Here is a 21,028-nt window from a genome sequence, read left to right as displayed (position 1 = left end):
ACATGAAATTTCAGCTCCACTTTTCCTTTTCTTCCAGTATACAACAAACCCAGTGCCTATGCGCCACTGGGTCTATTTTTACAGATTCTGTATTCGTTTTGCAGTGCTCTCTAAGTGCGGCTTTTTTTATTTAGAACCAGTAAATTCTATACCATTCTTTCTAATTGATATATCTATAAATGTTTTATTCTTCTTTGTTGTCCCACTATTACTAAGCGTCATATTGATAGTGTAATCTTCTTTTTCCCAATCCGCCCTTATAAACATATCAGCACTTGTAATTCCATTGTAAATGATTTCATTACCTTCATCCTTACTCTTTTCAATAAAAATTTCAACAATCTATCCATACATATCTCCTTCATTATTTTATTCCTAAATGAATTTTCAAAACCTTGTATTCCCTCCTACACACTTCATGTGATATGATAGAAACAAGAACATACATTCTGTTTATTTCGCATTCATCTTACAGTCAGAAAAGAAGGTATCCTATGCAAGATCACACAATTTTTGAACGTTTGCGCAACAAATATGCGGATGAAGACAGGGCCAAGCTGGTCATGCTGCAATTAAGAACGTTAATGGAGAAGAAGAAAAAGAAGAAATGGTATCAAAAATGGAAGACGCCGACAAAAACGCAGCCATCGAGTTGGAACGAATAACAGGCATGAATTTAAATTGTAGAAAATCAGGAATATAAATAGAAGCTTTCCTTTAGTAGTAGAACTACTGAGGAGAGCTTCTTCGCCTTTAGTTGCTTCTTTTTCGTGAATAATACAATACGCCGAGATAATGCGCTCCTGTGAATAGGGTGAGAATTCCAAAGAATAGCAGGAACCCTCCTTCACGATCACGGAAGAAAAATTGCAGAACGAAAAGCGCAAGTGATATTTCGCTCCAGAGAAGTGTTCTTCTTTTGAGCTGGGTTAGATCCGCAGTAGATCTACTTATTTTGCGAAGATTCATGAATGTAAGACCAGCGAGTACGATTACGCCAATGACGATCACGAGAATGTAGCTTGAATTGCCCGACATGTGACTCCCCCTATTTCCGATGGTTCAACTTTATCTTTTATGAATAGTAAGACAATATATCTAAGATACATGGAATATGATTAGATGTCTATTTCGAATTGTCCTTTTTAAAAAGGATTTCAGCTTCTTCCGTGGAACATATTGGGAATATGTTGTCTAAATCTCACAGCGAGGAGCTTACACCATGTCTACCCTATCATTTAAAAAATTAGAAGAGTCCGATATTCCCCTTCTAATGGATATTTACAATCATTTTGTCGTGCATACGACTGTTTCTTTTCACACGGAGCCTGTAGAGATCTCAGAATTTACGGAGAGTGTTATTCATCCGAACCCGCGTTACCAAACTTATGTGATAACTTGGGACGGGAGCCTTCAAGGATATGTGCAAGTCATGCCGCATAAGAAAAAGCAAGCCTATGATACCACCGGGGAAGTGACGATCTATTTGCATCCAGAATGCACGGGCAAAGGATTGGGCTCCGCAGCCATTCAGTACATAGAAACGGTCGCCAAAGAGCGCGGCTTCCACGCTCTGATCTCTACAATTTGCGCGGATAATAAACCTAGTATTCATATGTTTACGAAAAATGGCTATACACAGTGCGCTCATTTCCGTGAGGTTGGCTTTAAATGGGGCCAATTTCTCGATATCGTTACCTTTCAGAAAATCATATAAGAGGTTTATGACGTTAGTAAACGCCAGTTCATCCCTCCGTCTGTCGTTCGCCACAAATCCCTAGCATCCAAAAGCCAGCCACTAGTCGCTGTAGGAAAACTTAATTGTAAACTCGCAGCTAGCGGCTGGAATGTGCTAGGAAATTCGTGTTGGCTCCACGTTTTGCCTCCATCAAATGTCCGAAGGAATTGCCATGTTTTCTCATTATTTTGAGGATTCGTATGCAAGAGGATGAACCCATTTTTTGAATCAGTAAAAGTAATGGCCCGCGGCGCAAGGAAACTCGGCAGCTTGCCTGTTTCTTGCCATGTCTCCCCGTCTGTCATATGATACAGCATCGATACTTCTTTATCCTTCTTACTGGGCCCAATAAACCAACCCTCAATGGCTGAACGGAACGTAAACACGCCCTTCTCTTCTATTGGCATTGAGATGCGGCTTGATGCGGACCAAGTCAAACCCCCATCTTGTGTTCGAAGGAGCATCATGACTTTACCACTCTGGAACGCAATCAACCCTCGATGTCGGTCAAAAAAGCGAAAAAACGGCACTTCTCCCCTAGTCTCTAATCCAGGTAAGTCCTGTGCGATTACCTCCCATGTTTGACCACCGTCTAAGGTTAATCGAAGTTCTGATTTTTCATCAGACGATTCACTGGCAAGCAGCCAACCCGTTAGAGAATCAAAAAAAGAAATCGCGCTCGGCATGATCGTTTGAGGCAATCCACTCAGAGCCCGCCAGGTTATTCCACCGTCGCTGGATTTCAAGAATTGAAGATCGCGGGCGCCCGAAGCGACACCATATCCATGAAGCTCATCCACGAATGAAATTGCTTTGGTTGGTGTTAAGTGTATAGGTTGAACTTGATCTTGAATGCCAATTTTTTCACCTGCAAAGACCGAAAAATCATTGTCACGTTTTTGAGTTGTAGAAGTCATTAGATTCGGAGAAGGAGTTGAGGCTTCCTCATGAAAGCAACCTGCACACAGCAGAAAAACCAGCAGTACAACTAATTTGTTGTTGCTTATCAAGGCTTTCATGAACTCAATCCTCTCCTTTCTTGCTGCAAGTACTGCTTGGGTATATGTAAAGACGGTCCATGATTCAAAATAGTTCATACGGGATATTTCTTGCAGGGTATTGTGTCTATTGATACCGTTATTTTCACTGGATAGGATGTCCCTTCTTAACAAAAGCTAGAGCATATTCATAATGCTCGGAGGGGATTGCCATGACCAAATGGCTTTGGTCCATCGCCATCGCAGGCTTGCTAGCGACAGGCTGCGGTGTGTCCAAAAATAAGCCTTATTACGATCAACGCTCTACACAAAATTCTCATGTAGAAGAACAAGATTTAACAACAGATTCTAGTCTCAGCAACGACGAAATTGATACTGAGCCACTTGCGAGTCCGAGGAGCATGAATAGTCCACTTTCTGCTGGAACACCCACGTCCTCAGCTCAACCAGAAGCAACACCTGCTGCTTTAACACCCAAACCTTCACCCAAACCTAGCCCAAAAAAAGCAGCAGTGCATCCAGAGTCTTCTAAGAAACCTTCTGTTCCTGTTCAAAAAAATCAAGGCCAAGCTAGAATTTCTCAGAAAAAGCTTACACTCTCTCAACTGGTCGTAAAATATCCAGATACCTTCAAGGTACGCGGCTCTGCACAGGAAAAGAAAATAGCGCTAACCTTTGATGACGGGCCTGACACCCGATTTACGCCAAAAGTGCTTGATGCGCTTAAAGCGAGCCAAGTTAAAGCAACCTTTTTCGTACTTGGTTCTCAAGCTAACGCCCACCCTGATATGATTAGGCGGATTGTCAAAGAAGGCCATATCATTGGGAATCATTCCTACAGTCATGCGAATCTGCCGAAGCTGACGGTGGACAAATTCCAGAGTCAGATTATGAGCACAGAGAGCGTGCTGCAAGGCTTAATCGGCTATGCACCTAAGCTAATCCGCCCGCCGTATGGCGCGATTAACGAAGAGCAGGTCAGATGGATCGCTGACCACCATTATTTGATCGTGAACTGGAATGTCGATTCCCTTGACTGGAAATCACTGAACTCCGATCAGGTGCTGAATAATATCATGCAGCAAACGAAGCCTGGTTCTATCATCCTTCAGCACTCCGGAGGTGCTGACAGTCAGGATTTGTCGGGTACGGTACAGGCTATCGGACCGTTGATTAGTAAGCTCAAAGCAGCTGGTTACACGTTTGTAACCGTACCTGAGCTGCTTCACGTCGCAAAAAGCAAATAAGCCGGAAAGCGCATCCTGAGGGTGCGCACCCGGCTTATTCTTTTTATCCACTTATTCTTGCAGCTCCGAGAGCCTCGTCTTGATGTCTCGGATGATCTGAAGCTGCGCAGGGGCGTTCTCGGGGCTCCACGCCCCCTCGCTCATGAGCTGCGCCAGCGTTAACTCCAGCTGGCGCCTTTCATTGGCTCGCGCCAGCAGCTCCGGCGAGCTCTCACTCGCCAAGCTCGCCTCCGCATACTCATCGTAAGTGCCTGAGAAAGCGATTGGGCTGCGCTCCGCGCTCAGCCACAATAGCTTTGTCGCCAGCTTACGAAGGAAAAAGCGGTCATGCGAGACGATGACCATGGCGCCGGGATAGCGGAGCAGCGCCTGCTCAATTCTCTCCCGCGAATCAATATCCAAATAATTCGTCGGCTCATCCAGCACCAGCAAGTTCGCGCCGCTGAAGTAAAGCTTGAGGAAGGCGAGCCTGCAGCGCTCGCCCATGCTTAAATCACCGATGCGCTTGCGCACCTCTTCGCCTGAGAAGAGGAAGCAGCCCAGAATCGTGCGGGCTTGGGTCTGCGTCATGGCAGGCAGCGCCAGCAGGCTGTCCAGCAGCGTCTCGCCATCGTCGAGATGTTCGAGCTCCTGCGAGAAGTAGCCGATCGACGTCTGCGGGTGCTGTCGCACCTTGCCGGCAGTGGGCTGCAGTTCACCGACGAGCAGCTTGAGCAGCGTCGTTTTGCCTGAGCCGTTTGGGCCGAGCACGGCCAAACGGTCGCCGCGGTCTACGCTGAGGCTCAGCTCAGCGAACAACTCGCGTTCGCCGTAGCGGAACGCGGCCCGCTCCATGCGCACAAGCGAGCGTGAAGCGAAGTCGCTCGCGCTCAGCTTCACCTTCAGGTGCGCCGCTTCCCGCGGCTTCTCCACGCGGTCCCCCTCCAGGCGCTCCAACTCCTTCATCTTCGCGTTCATCCGCGACACATGCGTGCCGGCTCGCGCCTGAAAGTACCCGCGCTGTATCGGCACCTCAGCCACCCGAGCGTTTTTCTCGCCCTGATGGAACCACTGCCGATACGTGCGAATGCTCTCCTCCAGCTGCTCCCGCAGAAGCTGCTGCTTGCGATAGAGCTGCTCCTGCGTACGCAGCTCTAGTTCTTTTTGGCGGGTGTACTCCGTATACCCGCCCCGGTATTTTCGACTGCCTGTCGGCGTCAGCTCGACCAGGCAGGTCGCCACACGATCCATGAAATGGCGATCGTGGGAAACGAACACGACGGTGCCCGGATAGGCTCGAAGCCACGCTTCGAGCCATTCGAGCGACGCCGCGTCGAGGTGGTTGGTCGGCTCGTCGAGCAGCAGCAGCTGCGGCTCGCGCACCATCAGACGCGCTAACTGGGCGCGCGTCTTCTGCCCGCCGCTCAGCTGGCCGAGCGGCTGATCCCACAGCTCGCGGCCGAGTCCGAGCTGCAGCAGCTTCCGTTCCACTTGGGTTTCCCAGTGGTAGCCGTCCAACCCCATGTATCGCTCTGCCGCCTCCTGGTAGTCGGCAAGCAAGCTCTCCATGCAAGGAGCAGCCGCATCCTGCATCCGCGCCTCCAGCTCCTTCAAGCGACGCTTCGCAGCGCAGTGCTCTGGGCAGCCTTCCTCGACATAGGCGTGTGTGGACACCGCCTCATCAGCCTCTGTCTGCTGCCCCATCCATCCCCACTGATCGAGCCGCAGCCTGCGTTCCACACTGCCTTTATCCAGCTCCAGCGTCCCTGCCAACAGGCGAAGCAGCGTCGTCTTTCCTATGCCATTGCGGCCATAGATCGCGATCCGCTCCCCTGCATTCACTTCCAACTCCACTTGTTCAAAAAGTGGTTTCCCTGCAAATTCCTTCATCACATTCGTTGCTTTTATTAGTAAAGTCATAGACTCATTTCCTCCTTTAAATTCAAATACAAAAAAAACCGCAAGCAATCGCCTACGGTCAGGAAGAACAAGTCATGATTTTGGTATGCAAAGAACAGCAACCCCTAATGGAGTCAGCCCCTTTAGACATACGTATCCCACTCGCTCTACCTGCACAATCGTAGAGTCTGCCTATCAACGAACATTTTCGTTTTAGCAGAAAAAGTTAGGCTACATACTTCATCGTCAAAGGGTACCTCCGAGTTCTTCAAGATGGCTTTATTATAACATAGCCTCCTAAGCACTCAAGGTAGAAAATTATTATAACCATCTTGCAGCCTGCCCCTTTTTATACTACAATTCAATTCGTAATAATTACTTTTTAATCCCAAGACGAAGGAGTCCTTGTTTTGAGCAAAGTTCCCGTTATCGTACTGAGTGGATTTCTAGGCAGCGGCAAAACAACACTGCTCATCCGCATGCTTCAAGAAGCTGCCTCCTTTAATCTGGGCCCGGCTGTTCTTATGAATGAGCTTGGGAAACAAGATGTAGATGGCCATCTCCTCCAAGAAGCCTCACCTGATGTTAACATGGCCAAGCTGCTCGATGGCTGCATCTGCTGCAGTAAGAAAAGTGATATTAATGATTCCATTAAACAACTATTAGTGCGCAAGCCTGACGTCATTCTCATTGAATTAACCGGTGTTGCCAACCCAGAGGAAATCGTCGATGCATTGACCGAGCCTGCACTACTTCCTCATGTGAAACTACATAAAGTCGTCACCATACTTGACGCCGAAAACGTGCTTGAATATAACAGTATTTTCGCCTCGGACCGAGAGCTTGTCCATACACTTCGCAGACAGATGGAAGTTGCGGATCTTCTTATTCTGAACAAAATCGACTTAATCTCTGACAAACAACAGAAGTCCATCGAAAAAACAATTCGCAAATTCAATGAACGCTCCCTAATACTGCCAACCGCACATAGTCAATTTGATTTAGAGCTTATTTTCGGCACTCTGAGTCGACAAGAATCACAATCCACCGTCTCGTCCAATTTTAATAAAAAGTTTCAATTTCAAGCTATTAAACCTGCACAGCCGTCAAGCGAGAAATCCAAACATAACCCATCGTTCTCACGTATTCAAACAATTACAATCCCCATGGATGAAGACCTTGCCTTGTCACAGCGCTTTGTAGAACGTTTTTTAGCAAAATGGGGCTCCCTACTACTTCGCGCGAAAGGTTATTTGATGATTGGCGCTAAGCACGAATCCTTTGTTATGCAATTCGCAGGCAAACGCACGAACTGGCAGCAGACCACTTTCCAGGGAACGCCTTATCTCGTACTCATAGGTATGGATCTGGATGCAAAAACCCTCGAAGATGACTGGCAAAAGCGATTAACGGAATCCCAACTATAAAAGCAATACATACCAAAAAAAGCAGTTCCGCTGAGTTCACCTTCAGCAGACTGCTTTTATGTTCCATGACTTTTTAATGCAACTCCGAAGAGGGAGAAATGCCCGACTTACAATCTGAACAGTATCCAAATATCTCAAAACGATGGCTTTGAATTTCAAAACTCTCCGGCAAATCCTTCACCAGCTTCATCGGACAGAACTCGAAGGTGACCGTCTTTTCACAACTGATACAGATCATGTGGTGATGATGATGAGACAAACAACTCGCCTTGAATTTCAAGCCATCCGCCAAGTGAAACTGCTCCAGAACACCCATCTCACTCAACAATCGAAGATTACGGTAGACGGTGTCAAAGCTCACACCAGGATATTTAACTTTCATGTATTCATAAACGTCTTTTGGCGACAAATAACTTCCGGATTCAGCGAATAACGTTGCCAAGCTCCTGCGCTGCTCTGTAATTCTCCACCCTTGCTGAGCCATAGCCCTTAGCATCTCGTCAATCGTATGCGTATGAGTGCCCACTTGCATTACCCCTCTGTCATAAATTGTTCTATTAACATAGTGCAGCAAATGGACCTCTTACGTCAAGTAGACGAACATCTCGTCCTTAACAAAGTTGTCCTATTCCCCTTTCATTCATCATAGGTTACAATAGTAATAATTATGATTAAGGAGTCTTCGTCAATGCCCACTACTGTCTTTCGAGCGAGCATGCATGTTATAGTCGCTATCTGTTTCCTTTTAATTGTGCTTATCCTTTTAAACAACGACATGCCTACACTGTCCCCGCTAACAACAGAACGCATTCAAGCTTTCAAAACCATGTTCATCAGCATCCTATTAGAAGCTATTCCCTTCATTTTACTAGGTGTATTGCTTTCTTCCTTGCTCCAAACGTTCGTATCCGAGCAAACCATACGCCGTTTCATTCCCAAGAACCCTCTTCTTGGCATCCTGTTCGCCTGCGTTCTAGGAATCCTATTCCCAATGTGCGAATGCGGCATGATTCCTGTTGTTCGAAGACTAATACTCAAAGGAATGCCCGTCTATATCGCAGTCGTTTTCATCGTAACCGGACCTATCATTAACCCTATTGTATTCGCTGCTACATTTATGGCTTTCCGAAATCATCCCGCAATCGCTTATTCCCGCATGGGATTGGCTTTTGCTGTTGCCATAATAATCGGACTCATCCTCTACCGTTTTATCAAAAGTAATCCGCTGCGCATAAGCCGCGCCAACTTTTCAAGTGAAGAAGCGTTGGAGGGTCATCAGCACCAGGGTAGCGGCATATCCAGTAAGTTAAATACATTTTTCGTTCATGCTTCTGATGAGTTTTTCGAAATGGGTAAATATCTCGTCTTCGGCTCCCTGCTCACCGCACTGATTCAAATTTTTATGCAGCGCGAAAGCCTGCTTGCCATTGGTCAGGGCCCTATCAGTTCCCATTTGTTTATGATGGGCTTCGCTTATATTCTTTCTCTATGTTCCACATCGGACGCTTTTGTCGCTTCATCTTTTCAAACGTCATTTACGTCTGGTTCACTTCTTACTTTCTTAGTTCTCGGCCCTATGCTTGATTTCAAAAGCACACTTATGATGCTTTCCGTTTTCAAATCCAAATTCGTACTCCTACTATCAGCATTAATTCTTATCACCGTGCTGGGTTGTTCACTGCTTTTGGAACGCTTTTCTAACTTTTAAAGTCATAAAATTAGGAGGAATTGACATGAGCGAAGTCCGATTAATAAGTTTTCATTATTTCTTTCGTACGTTAATTTTGCTTGGTTTTTCCAGCTATATCGTAATTCTCACCAAGACAGATTCCCTTCAATACTACATAGCTCCGCGTATGATGATTTATGTCAAAATCGCCTCCGTTATCCTTTACATCATCGCCTGCTTTCAAGGCTACATGGCACTGCGTGCTTACTGGGGCAAACCAGTTGCTTGCGAATGTGAACAACCAGTTTCCCGCTCAGCCTTGCGCAATACAGTTGCTTACGGACTGCTCATTCTTCCGCTGTTAATAGGTTTCCTGCTGCCTAATACAGCATTAAGTAGTGCTATGGTAGCTGCCAAAGGGATGAATCTCTCTGCTGCGAAAGCTAGTATAGCCAAACAAAATACAGACCTGATCACCGATACTGGCTCCTCAACAGGGGAGAAGGCATCCAACCAGGCAACTGCGGCTGCTCCAAGTCCCTCAACAATTCCTCCTGTTAACAATAGCACAGCTATCAGCCCTGTTCCTGCTTCTAGTACTGAGACTCCAACAATCGCTAAATCCGATGCCGAGCTCCAAAAGATGTTCCACGCTGATAACGAGTGGGATGAAGACTTTTCTAAAATCGGCATGATCCTATACAAAAAAGACACCATCGTCGTAAAACCAGAAATATACATGGAAATCCTTTCGTCCATTGACCTTTTCAAAAACAACTTCATAGGTAAAAAAATCGAACTGACCGGCTTCGTCTACCGCGAAGAGAACATGCCCAAAAGCCAATTCGTCGTCGGACGCTTTGCTGTAAGCTGCTGTTCCGCGGATGCTACCCCTTACGGAGTCATGATTGACTTCCCGACCGCTCAAAACTACCCCAAAGACATGTGGGTCAAAGTCACAGGCACCATCCAAAACGGCAGCTACAACGGAAACGAAATCTTCACCATAAAAGCAACCCAAATCGAAAAAACCGCAACCCCCGACTCACCGTATATATACCCAAACTTCGAACCGCTCAAAGAACTTAACTAGTCAGCACAACTAACAATAACCAAACCAAAAAACCATCAGGACCACTCTTCATGATCCTTGATGGTTTTTTTCTCCACCTTGCTACTTTTCAATTAAAATTCAATACTCCAGTTCCATCATATTCTTAATTCTAATTGTTTTATGTTCTTTATTTAACCAACATACATTCGTCATACCTCTTATCTCTTATCTCTTATCTCTTACCTCTTATCTCTTATCTCTTACCTCTTACCTCTTATCTCTTACCTCTTACCTCTTATCTCTTATCTCTTATCTCTTATCTCTTATCTCTTATCTCTTATCTCTTATATCTTATCTCTTACATCTTACATCTTACATCTTACCTTACACCTCATATCTCATACCTCTTACCTCTTACCTCTACTTCTAACTTCTTACCTAATACCCCAACACCACAATTTCCACAAAAAGGAAAAAACTTCAGCTATACATCTACTTCAAACTCATATATAGTCACTATCCCCATCACTCATTATGTCTATATATCCATTCTGAATTCTTTGTCCTAAGATCCGATCGAATTTACGACTTTCTTACCTTGAAATATTATTTAAACCCCACCACAACTTTTTCTGAGACTTTCATTTAAATCTCCTGACTATGAATTAGAGTTGATATAAGAACAAACATTCGGTATAATGAATTAAGAACAAACGTTCCATACCAACCTAATTGAGGTGTCATATTGGAGACGAACTATCATTTACCAAGCACCCTGGAGCAGTTCCAGCAGCAATTCCCCACTGAAGAGGCCTGTATAGATTATTTTTTTTCGGTTAAATGGCCCTCTGGTTTTTCATGTCCTCATTGTGGGCATTCGCGTTCCTATATAACTATTACACGCCGACTCCCCCTTTATGAATGTCTTCAATGCCATCACCAAACATCCCTTACAGCTGGAACTATAATGGCAGGCAGTCGCACATCTTTACATAAATGGCTTACAGCAATTTTTCTGATAGCGCGTACGGAACAGGGCACGAATGCTGTCGCGCTCTCCAAGATTATTAGTGTCACCTACAAAACAGCCTGGCTCATCCTCCACAAAATTCGTCACGCCATAAGTACAGCCGACCAAGGCACACTACTCTCGGGTGTCATCCAAGTAAACTCGGCTGTCTATGGAAAGCCATATAATCCTTACTTCCGCAACCATCCGCAGGAACACTATCTTCTAGCAGGCTCCTCCCTTAACATTCAGGGCGAACCTTCCTATATCAAACTCAAACTTGTTCCCAAAATACATGTAAAAGAAAAGATTTTTCAACGATCCGCAACATCGGATTTCACCCAACAACATGTCCAATCACATACAAGCAGCATCGAATTTATTACTGGACGCTTTAGTTCAAAAAAATTCCGCGCTCTCCTTGCATTCGCTGCACAGGCCGGTAAATCTATTAACAATACTTTCCATGGCATTGGCCAAAAGTATCTACAATATTACCTAGATGAGTTTTGCTATAAGATAAATCTCACTTTACACGAAGCCCCCATCTTTCAGCATTTGACACACTTATGCACAGCACCTCATGTCAGGTTAAACCTTTTCACTTCCCAAAACACGCACATATGCGCCTAATAGCAAGATTAAAACAATGCAGCCTTAAGCATCCTATCTTATAGGGTAATGATCATCCTAATAGCAAAAGTATATTAATGTAACTTTAAGTGTCCTATCTTGTAGGATAATTGGTTTTTCACTCGCCCCCAAGTTGGGGTAACACTCACTTGGTTTTATTGGTGATATACGAATGCAGAATACAGGTGGGATTTTAGTTAATACACTACACCCTTGCTACTTAAGTTTAACCTGAGGCAAAGGGATAGTGGGGATAATGAGGATAGCAGGCATAGGCATACATACATAGGGGATAGGTACTAGGATAGTACTTAAGCGTTTCCTTAGACATTAATGAAAAATTATTTAACTACCGGTTCTAACCACTCTCTTCTCTTCTCTTCTCTTCTCTTCTCTTCTCTTCTCTCCTCTTCTCTTCTCTCCTCTTCTCTCACCCTCTCTTATTTACTCTTATTTATTCTCTCTTTTTACTCTCTTTTACTTTCTCTTCCTCTCCCTTTACTCTCTTCACTCTCTTTACTCTCTTTACTTTTTTTACTTTCTTTTACTTTCTTTTACTTTCTTTTACTTTCCTTTATTTTCCTTCGCTTTCTTCACTCTCTTTACTTTTTTTACTTTTTTTACTCTCTTTACTTTCTTTCACTTTCTTTCACTTTCTTTCACTTTCCTTTATTTTCCTTTATTTTCCTTTTCTTTCTTTGCTTTCTTTGCTTTCTTCGCTTTCTTTGATTTCTTTTACTTCCCTTACTCCCCTTTCCTTCAACACCTGAGCCAAGGGGATAGTCATCATAGTCCCCACGTTAGAGGATAGGTAATGACCCACGTAACAAGTAAGGCTAATCAACCTGAACCAAAGGGATAATGGATACAGTGCCTCCTTAGGTTAAGCCCAACCCGGATGTTACTAAGATCATAGCAAAAAAGAATCCTCAGCTTGGTCGCCGGGACTCTTTTGGCATTGAATTGCTTATTTGACAGCTATTTCGGAAAGTGATTCTAGTCTGAGCAATTCTGTTCGGACTTCGTCTTTTGAGAAGTTCTCTCCGATAAACACGGCAACGTCCGGCACATCGCCTTTGGGAGTGATTTTGACGAAATCCATTTCTCTGTAGGCGTACTGGAACAAGAACCGACTTGAGGTATCAGAAAAACTGAGAATTCCTTTAGCACGGTATACCTCTTGCGGTAGCTTACTAACAAATTCTTCGAATGCGTTGCTATCTACGGCCCGCTCAAAAAAGTGCGTATACGCCATCACATGATTGTGAGAATGATGATGGTGACTTTCATGCGCGTGTTCATGGTCATGATACAGATTATCGTGAGATTCATGCGGCTTATGATCCTCAGACGAATGGGTGACGTTGTGGACGTCATAATCATGGTTGGCGTCATGTTGATCTTCACGATGGTCTTCATAATAATGGTTGGCATTGTGCTGCACGTTATTATTAGTGTCATTATGTTTTGAGTTAAGGTGCTGTTTCTGACCTTGCTCTTCTTCCAGCATTTCGATGAGTCTCATATCGATTTGGCTAAAGACGGTGTAGTGTACAGATGCATATGGATTCCATTCGCGTACAAGAGCATCTACTTCCTGAAGCGCTGCTTCCTGTAACAGGTCTGCCTTGTTCAGTAAAAGTAAGTTCGCACAACGGATTTGTTCCTGCATGAGCCGGTAGGTCTTGCCTCGACTTGTCCGACTTAGCTCCAGTAGTTGCGGTGCATCTACTACGGTGATGACGGCTTTGAGCTCTACCGGGAGTATAAGCGAAGCATCTGTTACTTCATCGATGATTTCCATTGGATTAGCGATACCTGTCGATTCTATGAAAATCAGGTCAGGCTGTTCCTCAGTTACAAGTTCCTTAAGCGCCGTCGCAAGATCACCTCGGCTCGAACAACAAATGCAGCCCCCCAGCAGCTCGGACATCGGGACTTCATTGGCAATTAACTGCCCATCCAGATTAACTTCACCAATCTCGTTCATGATAACCGCGGGCTTACGTCCCGCTTCGGTAAAATGATCAATCGCCTTCGTTAATAAGGTGGTTTTACCGCTTCCGAGGAAGCCGGATAGTACATACACGGTAACTCTTTTGTGTGCTGCCATACTCATTTCTACCTCCGCCAAGCAGTATGATAGCAAATGCTTCTAACCCTGCTCATAATTAATTCCTCTTCTATTATTCGTAATTATTACCTTTAAGTCAAGAGGATATAACATTTCCGTTGACTTGGGCATGTTGATTCTTTAATTATGTTCAGTTATTTCCAAGGACTCTTGCTTAACTTCGAATTTAGTAAATAGGATCGGCCATTTCCCAACTAGCTGGACAAGAAAGGGAAATAGCTTGACCCACAACAGGCTGTTTACCCGATCGGCTGGCTTGAGTGGAAGCTCGAGTCGATCGTAGAGGATTGTCGCGGCTTCTTCGACAAGTGCTAGCGCTAGGTCCGTGGGAGCAGTTGCGTTGACTGCTTCCAAACACGGAAGATAGTGCTGACTGATGGATTCCGATAAGTGATGCTCAGATAAGTTATCTGAACCCATCACTTCACCCATCCCTAAGCTGACGAGACGTGCAACGTCTGCATCGAAAGCATAGGGAATGCAGTAAATCTCCAACGCTAAAGCTGCTATATATATCTCCCTTAATAATTCGTCTTCTTTAGACTCGGATAATATGGGCTCTTTTAGGTAGGCCGCAACGATCGGTTTCATTGTGTCCCAACTATTTTCTATGCTTTTCATTGTAAACTGCATCATTGCTGCAGCTAGTTCTATCGGTGTAATTTGTTTTCTGTCTGCCTCTTGCATGCTGCTTAACCCTCTTCTCTCTCGTTACTTTTAAAATGAATGGTGAGTTCAATTATTTCTGAGCGGCTGCCTAGACGAATGGGTGGTCCCCACGTACCAAAACCTGAGGAAACGATAGCATGAAGGTTACCTTTGCGCAAGTAGCCCCAATCTAGCTCAAAGAGCCTTCTTGTTATAAGGTGATTAGGCGCCATTTGGCCTCTATGTGTATGACCTGAGAGCATCACATCCACACCTGCATCGGCTGCTTTGTCTAGGTGGTAGGGTTGATGGTCCATCACGATTATAGGTTGTCTGAGATCTGCGCCCTCCAGCAATGTAGCTAGCGCCTTACGTCCATCGGGTGTTCGCTCGGCCGCTTTGTCTTTTCTCCCAACGATGTACAGCCGTTCTTTGATGTGAACGGTTTCGTCCATGAGTACACGAATGCCGATCTGCTCCATTTGTTCCACGAAGGCAGGAATATGTCCGCCAATGTATTCATGATTACCGAGCACAGCATAAATTCCTAGTGGAGCCTGCAGTTCTCGCATTGTTTTACCCATATTGTAACGGATAAATGGCTTAATATCATCGTCTATGACATCCCCCGGCAAAAGAATCAAGTCTGGTTTCAAGCCATTGACTTGCTCTACAAGCTTACGCAGATGGCGGTTCCCGACAATTGAGCCCAGATGGATGTCGGAGGCTACCGCGATGCGAAGCTGCTCCCAGTCTCCCGCTCTTTTGGGAACCGTAATGTCATATCTGCGTATAACAGGGCTCTGTGCATTATACGAACCACGAATCATAGCAATGAGTATGATCCCTACATTTATCCAACCGAGAATCGGAACGTATGTATTTGAAGGAACGGATGCCAGATGGAACACGCCTATCGCCAAATCAGTCAACGGCAGCAGTAGAATACCAAATTGCATGATGGCAAACCAGTAGGAGCCGATAATTTTCAGTAGTCGGGACACGCCGGCAGGCAGCACCCGCGAGCTTACCCATGCTAATAAATATGACAAAGCGATAATCCAGAAGACAACCCAGTATAGTGCTGGATGAAACCAAGAACCTAGTTGGTTGGATAGAAAGACTTGACCGTGCCAACCTATGTAGCCATTCACACCAAAGACAATAATGAATATAAGTGTGATGCTTATTGCCATACGTACTTTCATGCTATGACTCTCCCATTCTGTTCTCAAAGCCAGTTCTTCTATATGAGCAGGCTTAACGGTTCTATGCATATCTCATCGTCGTTGCGAACATTGCCTACTCGGCTCGACACTGGGTACGCAAACATTTGCTCGGCCGGATACGGCTGTAATAATGGTCGTAGCCTGTCGGTGTTTGTGATACTGCGATCCAACCAAACCGCCTCCATCTCCCTCGGCAAAATGACCGGCATACGCTCATGAATATCCGCCATCATTTCGTTCGCTTCTGTTGTAACGACGGTGCATGTAGAAATACGCGTGCCATCCGGAGATGTCCACGTGTCGTACAGCCCTGCCATACTAAAGATGTCTTTGCTGCGCAGCATAATACGCATCGGCTGCTTGTGCTTACCCGTCCCTTTCCAGTCGTAGAAGGAGTCTGCCGGAATCAGGCAGCGCTTACGCTCAAACGGCTTGCGGAAGGCTGGCTTGTCCGCGAGTGTCTCAGCTCGTGCATTGAGCATCTGGTAGCCTAGCTTCTCGTCCTTCGCCCACTCAGGAACGAGCCCCCAGCGCAGCTCGCCAAGTTTATTCTTCTCCCCGTCATGGACGATAGCCATGACTTGCTGTCCAGGTGCTACATTATATCTGGGGCTGTATCTTCCAGAATATTTGTAATAAATATCATAATGAAGCATAAGCTCCTCTAGCGTCACGGTGATCGTATAGCGTCCGCACATTAGTGCACATCTCTCCTTTGCACGGTTCTCCCACATGAGAACTAATTCTTTTAGCTGCTGCAACACTCTTCCTCCATTATGAGAAAAAGAATTACTCACGTCAATTCGCGAAAGCCCGAGGAAGATTTCTCCACGGGCTTTCATTCTTCTGGTTATTTTTCATCTGCTACTCGGCCGATAATTTCTTTTATATATTTTTTCAACTGGACACTGATTTCCGAACGCATAACATCACGAGTCATCCCAAAACGATCCTCATAACCTCGACATAGAAAACGGTGATACACGACCAATTCCGCGTGTTCGTCACTGATGATTTTTATATTACGCTTAGTCAATTCACGCCGTATATCATACATGTCTCTGCTTATTTTGTTCATGACCACTTGACCAGTTGCTAGATAAAGCTGTTTTAAAAGGTTAGAACTACTCTTAATGTCATCTACGCTCTTTTGTACTATTGTAAGCATGTGGGGTAGTAAGATGTAGTCACGAATCATAATGAGCTCCTCTGATGTGGGGCGAGACGTTTTTTTGGGATCATTTCGACTTTCATATTCCTCTTGATGTTCGGTGAGTAGCATCTTTGATTTCCAACGCTCATTACCGTCTAGTTTGCTCATTTGTAATGACCTCCAATCTGTTCCGCTCGTTCTCGTGCTACTCCGGCCGTTAATAAAGAGGATGCCCGCATAATAGCGGCGCTGCCAAATCGATCTTTGATTTCATCAGTCGCTTTTTCCAAGCCGTATGCTTTCTCACGGTCCTCGAATAGAGTAAGCTGGTAAACGCTATCGTCCACCAATTGTGTGAGTGATATATGCAAGTGACTTACGGGCATTCCACTCCAATATTTATGAAATATCCCGAGCACTGCTGCCGCTACTTCATGAGAGAGCGACGTAGGTTGCTGCAGTGTTACCTGCCGACTAAACCCTGTAGACCGTACCCCATCGGTCTCCGCTGCACCAACGGTCACCACATGGCCCATGTATCTATGTCTCCTACTACGGCGACAGACCTCCACGACCAACTCTAAAAGCACAACCTCAATATCTTCAAGCTTACGATAAAGGCTGCTTCGCAGCGCCTTACCATGGCTAATAGATTTCAGTTTGTTACGAATACTTGGTACAACCGGGCTAGGATCGATGCCCCGCGCCGTCTGCCAATAGTACTCCGCTTGAATATCGCTTTGCTTTCCCATCTCCCAACGCATGCGTCGTTTGAATTCGGCCAATTCCAATCGCGCTATGTCACCAATCGTGTTTAATCCCATTCTTATAAAATGACGAGTCATTCGCGATGCAACCATAAACATTTGGTGTGCGGGCAGCGGCCACAAATCAGATTCAATATTGTCAAAGCCTAGTTTGAAGATACCTTCAGGTCTTTTTTTCGCGAAATTGTCCGTTGCCATCTTGGCTAATATTTTTGTTGGTCCGATCCCGCAGCGAGTCCAGACCCCAGTTGATAGCAGCACGCGAGATTGAATTTGCAGTGCGATTTCTTCCGGAGAACCAAAACATGAAGTAGAGCCGGTAACATCGAGAAATTGTTCATCTATGCTGTACGGCTCAACCTGATCAGTAAAAGACTCAAAGATCTCAGTAATGAATAGGGATATGGTAATGTAGGTTTGCATCCGCGGTCGAATGATGTTCAAATTCGGGCATTTAGCAAGCGCCTCACCTACCCTTTCAGCCGTTGTCACTCCATGAAACTTGGCGACTGGGCAAGCCGCGAGAATGATGCCTGATCGGCGTGAAGGATCGCCTACGGCTACCGGTTTATCTTTTAGCTCAGGATGAGCGGCCTTTTCGATTGATGCGTAGAATGATTGGCCGTCGATCAGAAAAATCGTCCTTTCATGCATAGCGCTTCACCCCGCCGTGGCGATCTTTGCTCACCGCAATCCCCCCCGCATATTCATGAGCGTGGTCATAAGCTCAGCCTTGACCAAGCTGCGAAGCATCGTGAAATGATGAATGTAGCCTCGGACTTTGTACTCTACGTTAATGCCTAAGGCATTCATTTCGGTATGGATAACTTTAATATCTCGTTTCTTCATCTGGCTCTTAATACTTTGTAATTCTGGATAAATAGCCATTTCAACCTCTCTGAGATAGAAAAGAATATGATTGTACACGATTTTATCCTTATAAACCTTGAGCTCCTCCATGTCCCTTGCTAGCATATCGAGCAAAATGGGCAACAGCGTGTATTCCTTAACAATTTGGACATCCTCTTCTGTCTCAATTCTTGAACTTGAACTAACTTTCATATTTCCACCACCATATGCGAACATATATTCGTGTTACTTATTATATACCGAACACGTATTCGTTATGCAAGTGAATTTTTTTGGAAACAAAAAAGGGCCCCTTTCATCAAGGAACCCCGCTTGGGAAACGTTAGTCTGTTTAGGAAATCGATTCCAGCCATGCAAAAGGCTAACAGGCATCGACCTTGCTGGTGGCGCTTTCTGTTCGCTTATCGAAACATGGACCATAGTTTAATCAAGTGAAAGGCATTGTTAGGATCAATCTTTTGGGCTAGGATAAACTCGAGAATTTGGTTTGTTTGGCTCCCGCTCAGCTTCTCGCCGAGAATGCCGGCAGCAAGCCCTATTAGGCGCGTAACCTTTGTATAATCTTGCAAATCAGCCTTCGTAACGCCCTGCAGCAGCATCTTCATGCGTTCCTTGATTTCCGGATTTTTCATCTTGAACTTTACGCGCTCCACGAGCGCAGGATCGATGCCATAATGCTGGTAACTCAATGTTCGCACCTCCGATACCTGTCATGTTCCTATCTTATGAGTGAAAACGCGCAAACTTGACTCATGGGTTTGTATAAAAAAAGAAAACAGCCGCCGCTGCCGGTGACTGTTTGTCTATTTAAGCCATGCTACATATAAATCGCTATCAGAATAACGCATATGCAATTTAGCGCAACAAGCAGCGGTATGCCAATGACGAATGAGGTATGTTTTGTCTTATGGCGCCAAACCCGCATACCAAGCCACCCGCCAATCCCGCCACCGAGGGCAGCCAGTATAAAAAGACGTTTTTCAGGCACTCTACGCCCGCCTTTTTTGGCTTGTCCCTTGTCATGTCCCATTTCTATGAACGTAACGATATTCATCAGCAGTAAATAACAGAGGAAATAAGTCAAAGTTCCATACACCTTCGTTTCCAAAAAAATAGTAAGCCTCTACTATCATCTTAAAAGCGAATGCGGACACGGTCAAATGTTAATTTATTTCCTTCTTAAAGTAACTCTAACTCCACAACCGTAGCTCTTTGGTCCGGCAGCGGATAGCTAGAGTGCTCAGGTCTAGCGAAACTAATGAACGCATCGTCCGGATACTGGGCGGCATTCCAAGGACGGCTTAGGAAGAGCTCGGAACCGTCAGATAGCAACCTTGCTTTCTTCACCTTACCAGCCAACCCGTTCAAGTTAATAGGGCCTACGCTTTCCTCAAACAAGTGGGCATACAGCAGATTACCCTTTTGGGTATACCTGCCCCACTCCGGTTTTGGTAAGTAGGCTTGCCCGCAGCCGTAAATGCTATCCCCATTTTTCTGAACCCAATCGCCGATCTCTGCCAAAATGTCGAGCGACTCCTTCGGAATCTCGCCGAGCGCATTCGGACCCACATTCAAGAGCAGATTCCCATTTTTGCTAACGCACTCTACCAACTTCCGAATAAGGGTAGTGGAAGATTTATATTGGAAATCTTGAGCTGCGTACCCCCAGTTATTATTCAGCGTGATACAAGCTTCCCATGGAAGTGAATTGCCCTCGTCATCCGTCACGCCTTGCGGCGGAATGATCTGTTCCGGTGAAGCAAAGTCACCCGAATAGCTGAGCGGATTTTTAGTGAAAATAGTTCCGCCTTCTTCACCGCTTGCGTCCAATCGGTTGTCTACGATGATATGTGGCTGCAGAGATCGAATCATCGCCATCAGCTCGGTTGCTTTCCATGTCTCCCCCTTCATGCGATCGTAAGAGAAGTCAAACCACATAACATCCAACTTACCATAGTTCGTCAGCAGTTCTCTTACTTGTCCATGCATGTACTGAAGATACCGATCGAACGTCTCCGGATTTCTTGTATAGCTCTCATTATCCCGCATCGGATGAATGCGATCCCCATAAGCCGGATAATCCTCATGATGCCAATCGATTAACGAATAATAGAGCCCCACCTTTAAGCCTTCCGCCCGAAACGCTTCAATAAATTCGCGAACCAAATCTCGCCCGGCCCGTGTATTCGTTGACTTATACTCAGTGAGAGCGCTATCAAATAAACAAAACCCGTCATGATGCTTCGCCGTCAATACCGCGTATTTCATACCCGCTTGTTTCGCAGCACGCGCCCACGCCTTAGGATCATAACGGACAGGATCGAATTCATCAAAATACGTTTGATAGTCCTCTATCGAGATACGCTCGACGCTGCGCACCCATTCTCCTCTAGCTGGAATGGCATACAGTCCCCAATGAATAAACATACCGAATCGATCCTGCAGAAACCACTGCGTACGCTCTGTTCGTTCTTGAATAATCGGATGATTGCTTGTCATCAACTACACACCTTTCGAATTAAATGCATGTTTAAAAAGTCCACTTTCAGAACCGAGAAGGCCCTCCCGAAGTCC

General features: G+C 45.4%; 21 protein-coding genes. 7 read left to right on the top strand and 14 right to left on the bottom strand.

Annotated features, from left to right (window positions below; all coding sequences use genetic code 11):
* The first annotated feature begins 494 nt into the window (after nt 1-494).
* Complete coding sequence (locus tag ASD40_RS37165) at nt 495-665, top strand: hypothetical protein (RefSeq protein WP_156389985.1); 171 nt, start codon at nt 495-497, stop codon at nt 663-665.
* 88 nt (nt 666-753) lie between these two features.
* Here ASD40_RS37165 and ASD40_RS12330 read toward each other — a convergent pair whose 3' ends face one another.
* Nucleotides 754-1,038 (bottom strand): hypothetical protein, encoded by a 285-nt coding sequence (locus ASD40_RS12330; protein ID WP_047672726.1) that lies wholly within the window; start codon nt 1,036-1,038, stop codon nt 754-756.
* 184 nt (nt 1,039-1,222) lie between these two features.
* Between ASD40_RS12330 and ASD40_RS12325 the strand changes: the two genes are divergently transcribed.
* Nucleotides 1,223-1,717: a GNAT family N-acetyltransferase gene (locus ASD40_RS12325; RefSeq protein ID WP_057303574.1), complete on the top strand. Its 495-nt coding sequence runs from the start codon at nt 1,223-1,225 to the stop codon at nt 1,715-1,717.
* 5 nt (nt 1,718-1,722) lie between these two features.
* Here ASD40_RS12325 and ASD40_RS12320 read toward each other — a convergent pair whose 3' ends face one another.
* Nucleotides 1,723-2,757, bottom strand: a complete 1,035-nt coding sequence (locus tag ASD40_RS12320) for a WD40/YVTN/BNR-like repeat-containing protein (protein WP_057303573.1) — start codon at nt 2,755-2,757, stop codon at nt 1,723-1,725.
* A gap of 191 nt (nt 2,758-2,948) precedes the next feature.
* Between ASD40_RS12320 and ASD40_RS36090 the strand changes: the two genes are divergently transcribed.
* Complete coding sequence (locus ASD40_RS36090) at nt 2,949-3,983, top strand: polysaccharide deacetylase family protein (protein ID WP_063860113.1); 1,035 nt, start codon at nt 2,949-2,951, stop codon at nt 3,981-3,983.
* A 51-nt stretch (nt 3,984-4,034) separates the two neighbouring features.
* Here the strand turns inward: ASD40_RS36090 and abc-f are convergent, their stop codons facing one another.
* Entirely contained in the window at nt 4,035-5,882 is a 1,848-nt protein-coding gene (gene abc-f, locus ASD40_RS12310) for a ribosomal protection-like ABC-F family protein (protein ID WP_057303572.1), read from the bottom strand.
* A 389-nt stretch (nt 5,883-6,271) separates the two neighbouring features.
* On the opposite strand from abc-f, the gene ASD40_RS12305 reads away from it, so the two are divergent.
* Entirely contained in the window at nt 6,272-7,288 is a 1,017-nt protein-coding gene (locus ASD40_RS12305; protein WP_057303571.1) for a CobW family GTP-binding protein, read from the top strand.
* 73 nt (nt 7,289-7,361) lie between these two features.
* Here the strand turns inward: ASD40_RS12305 and ASD40_RS12300 are convergent, their stop codons facing one another.
* A complete protein-coding gene (locus ASD40_RS12300; RefSeq protein ID WP_036634240.1) occupies nt 7,362-7,820 on the bottom strand; it encodes a Fur family transcriptional regulator in 459 nt (152 codons plus the stop codon).
* Nucleotides 7,821-7,976: 156 nt separating this feature from the next.
* Here ASD40_RS12300 and ASD40_RS12295 point away from each other — a divergent pair, with 156 nt between their 5' ends.
* The 3 genes from ASD40_RS12295 to ASD40_RS12285 all read left to right on the top strand — a co-directional run bounded on the left by ASD40_RS12295 (nt 7,977) and on the right by ASD40_RS12285 (nt 11,653).
* Nucleotides 7,977-8,996: a permease gene (locus ASD40_RS12295; RefSeq protein WP_057303570.1), complete on the top strand. Its 1,020-nt coding sequence runs from the start codon at nt 7,977-7,979 to the stop codon at nt 8,994-8,996.
* Between the two features lie 25 nt (nt 8,997-9,021).
* Entirely contained in the window at nt 9,022-10,050 is a 1,029-nt protein-coding gene (locus ASD40_RS12290; protein ID WP_057303569.1) for a TIGR03943 family putative permease subunit, read from the top strand.
* A gap of 706 nt (nt 10,051-10,756) precedes the next feature.
* Nucleotides 10,757-11,653 (top strand): transposase, encoded by an 897-nt coding sequence (locus ASD40_RS12285; RefSeq protein WP_063870772.1) that lies wholly within the window; start codon nt 10,757-10,759, stop codon nt 11,651-11,653.
* A gap of 967 nt (nt 11,654-12,620) precedes the next feature.
* Here the strand turns inward: ASD40_RS12285 and ASD40_RS12280 are convergent.
* The 10 genes from ASD40_RS12280 to ASD40_RS12235 all read right to left on the bottom strand — a co-directional run bounded on the left by ASD40_RS12280 (nt 12,621) and on the right by ASD40_RS12235 (nt 20,953).
* Entirely contained in the window at nt 12,621-13,766 is a 1,146-nt protein-coding gene (locus ASD40_RS12280) for a CobW family GTP-binding protein (RefSeq protein WP_057303567.1), read from the bottom strand.
* 141 nt (nt 13,767-13,907) lie between these two features.
* Nucleotides 13,908-14,474, bottom strand: a complete 567-nt coding sequence (locus ASD40_RS12275) for a hypothetical protein (protein ID WP_057303566.1) — start codon at nt 14,472-14,474, stop codon at nt 13,908-13,910.
* Nucleotides 14,475-14,479: 5 nt separating this feature from the next.
* Nucleotides 14,480-15,643: a metallophosphoesterase gene (locus ASD40_RS12270; RefSeq protein ID WP_057303565.1), complete on the bottom strand. Its 1,164-nt coding sequence runs from the start codon at nt 15,641-15,643 to the stop codon at nt 14,480-14,482.
* A 38-nt stretch (nt 15,644-15,681) separates the two neighbouring features.
* Nucleotides 15,682-16,362, bottom strand: a complete 681-nt coding sequence (locus ASD40_RS12265) for an SOS response-associated peptidase (RefSeq protein WP_057303576.1) — start codon at nt 16,360-16,362, stop codon at nt 15,682-15,684.
* Nucleotides 16,363-16,514: 152 nt separating this feature from the next.
* Nucleotides 16,515-16,985 carry a hypothetical protein gene (locus tag ASD40_RS12260; RefSeq protein WP_057303564.1) on the bottom strand — a complete coding sequence of 157 codons (471 nt, stop codon included), beginning with the start codon at nt 16,983-16,985 and terminating at the stop codon, nt 16,515-16,517.
* Complete coding sequence (locus ASD40_RS12255; RefSeq protein WP_057303563.1) at nt 16,982-18,238, bottom strand: DNA polymerase IV; 1,257 nt, start codon at nt 18,236-18,238, stop codon at nt 16,982-16,984. The genes ASD40_RS12260 and ASD40_RS12255 overlap by 4 nt, the downstream gene beginning before the upstream one ends.
* Nucleotides 18,239-18,268: 30 nt before the next feature.
* On the bottom strand, nt 18,269-18,646 hold the full coding sequence (locus ASD40_RS12250; RefSeq protein WP_057303562.1) for a hypothetical protein: 378 nt from the start codon (nt 18,644-18,646) through the stop codon (nt 18,269-18,271).
* A gap of 209 nt (nt 18,647-18,855) precedes the next feature.
* Nucleotides 18,856-19,143, bottom strand: coding sequence for a stage VI sporulation protein F (locus ASD40_RS12245; protein ID WP_057303561.1), 288 nt, complete (start codon nt 19,141-19,143; stop codon nt 18,856-18,858).
* A gap of 128 nt (nt 19,144-19,271) precedes the next feature.
* Nucleotides 19,272-19,562: a DUF1294 domain-containing protein gene (locus ASD40_RS12240; RefSeq protein WP_327205285.1), complete on the bottom strand. Its 291-nt coding sequence runs from the start codon at nt 19,560-19,562 to the stop codon at nt 19,272-19,274.
* A gap of 71 nt (nt 19,563-19,633) precedes the next feature.
* Nucleotides 19,634-20,953 carry an alpha-L-fucosidase gene (locus ASD40_RS12235; RefSeq protein WP_156389983.1) on the bottom strand — a complete coding sequence of 440 codons (1,320 nt, stop codon included), beginning with the start codon at nt 20,951-20,953 and terminating at the stop codon, nt 19,634-19,636.
* Between the last annotated feature and the right edge of the window lie 75 nt (nt 20,954-21,028).

It is taken from the genome of Paenibacillus sp. Root444D2, from assembly GCF_001426375.1.
In the GTDB taxonomy this organism is placed as follows: domain Bacteria; phylum Bacillota; class Bacilli; order Paenibacillales; family NBRC-103111; genus Paenibacillus_E.
The sequence above is the reverse complement of the archived record's forward strand: the minus strand, read 5'-3'. Positions and strand labels throughout refer to the sequence as shown.

Bases quoted from the DNA above. Each gene is read 5' to 3' on its own strand.
- ASD40_RS12260 (WP_057303564.1), bottom strand. From the start codon at position 16,985: ATGAGCAAACTAGACGGTAATGAGCGTTGGAAATCAAAGATGCTACTC.
- ASD40_RS12250 (WP_057303562.1), bottom strand. From the start codon at position 18,646: ATGAAAGTTAGTTCAAGTTCAAGAATTGAGACAGAAGAGGATGTCCAA.
- abc-f (WP_057303572.1), bottom strand. From the start codon at position 5,882: ATGACTTTACTAATAAAAGCAACGAATGTGATGAAGGAATTTGCAGGG.
- ASD40_RS12270 (WP_057303565.1), bottom strand. From the start codon at position 15,643: ATGAAAGTACGTATGGCAATAAGCATCACACTTATATTCATTATTGTC.
- ASD40_RS12320 (WP_057303573.1), bottom strand. From the start codon at position 2,757: ATGAAAGCCTTGATAAGCAACAACAAATTAGTTGTACTGCTGGTTTTT.
- ASD40_RS12290 (WP_057303569.1), top strand. From the start codon at position 9,022: ATGAGCGAAGTCCGATTAATAAGTTTTCATTATTTCTTTCGTACGTTA.
- ASD40_RS37165 (WP_156389985.1), top strand. From the start codon at position 495: ATGCAAGATCACACAATTTTTGAACGTTTGCGCAACAAATATGCGGAT.
- ASD40_RS36090 (WP_063860113.1), top strand. From the start codon at position 2,949: ATGACCAAATGGCTTTGGTCCATCGCCATCGCAGGCTTGCTAGCGACA.
- ASD40_RS12280 (WP_057303567.1), bottom strand. From the start codon at position 13,766: ATGGCAGCACACAAAAGAGTTACCGTGTATGTACTATCCGGCTTCCTC.
- ASD40_RS12265 (WP_057303576.1), bottom strand. From the start codon at position 16,362: ATGTGCGGACGCTATACGATCACCGTGACGCTAGAGGAGCTTATGCTT.
- ASD40_RS12295 (WP_057303570.1), top strand. From the start codon at position 7,977: ATGCCCACTACTGTCTTTCGAGCGAGCATGCATGTTATAGTCGCTATC.
- ASD40_RS12325 (WP_057303574.1), top strand. From the start codon at position 1,223: ATGTCTACCCTATCATTTAAAAAATTAGAAGAGTCCGATATTCCCCTT.
- ASD40_RS12255 (WP_057303563.1), bottom strand. From the start codon at position 18,238: ATGCATGAAAGGACGATTTTTCTGATCGACGGCCAATCATTCTACGCA.
- ASD40_RS12330 (WP_047672726.1), bottom strand. From the start codon at position 1,038: ATGTCGGGCAATTCAAGCTACATTCTCGTGATCGTCATTGGCGTAATC.
- ASD40_RS12235 (WP_156389983.1), bottom strand. From the start codon at position 20,953: ATGACAAGCAATCATCCGATTATTCAAGAACGAACAGAGCGTACGCAG.
- ASD40_RS12300 (WP_036634240.1), bottom strand. From the start codon at position 7,820: ATGCAAGTGGGCACTCATACGCATACGATTGACGAGATGCTAAGGGCT.
- ASD40_RS12275 (WP_057303566.1), bottom strand. From the start codon at position 14,474: ATGCAAGAGGCAGACAGAAAACAAATTACACCGATAGAACTAGCTGCA.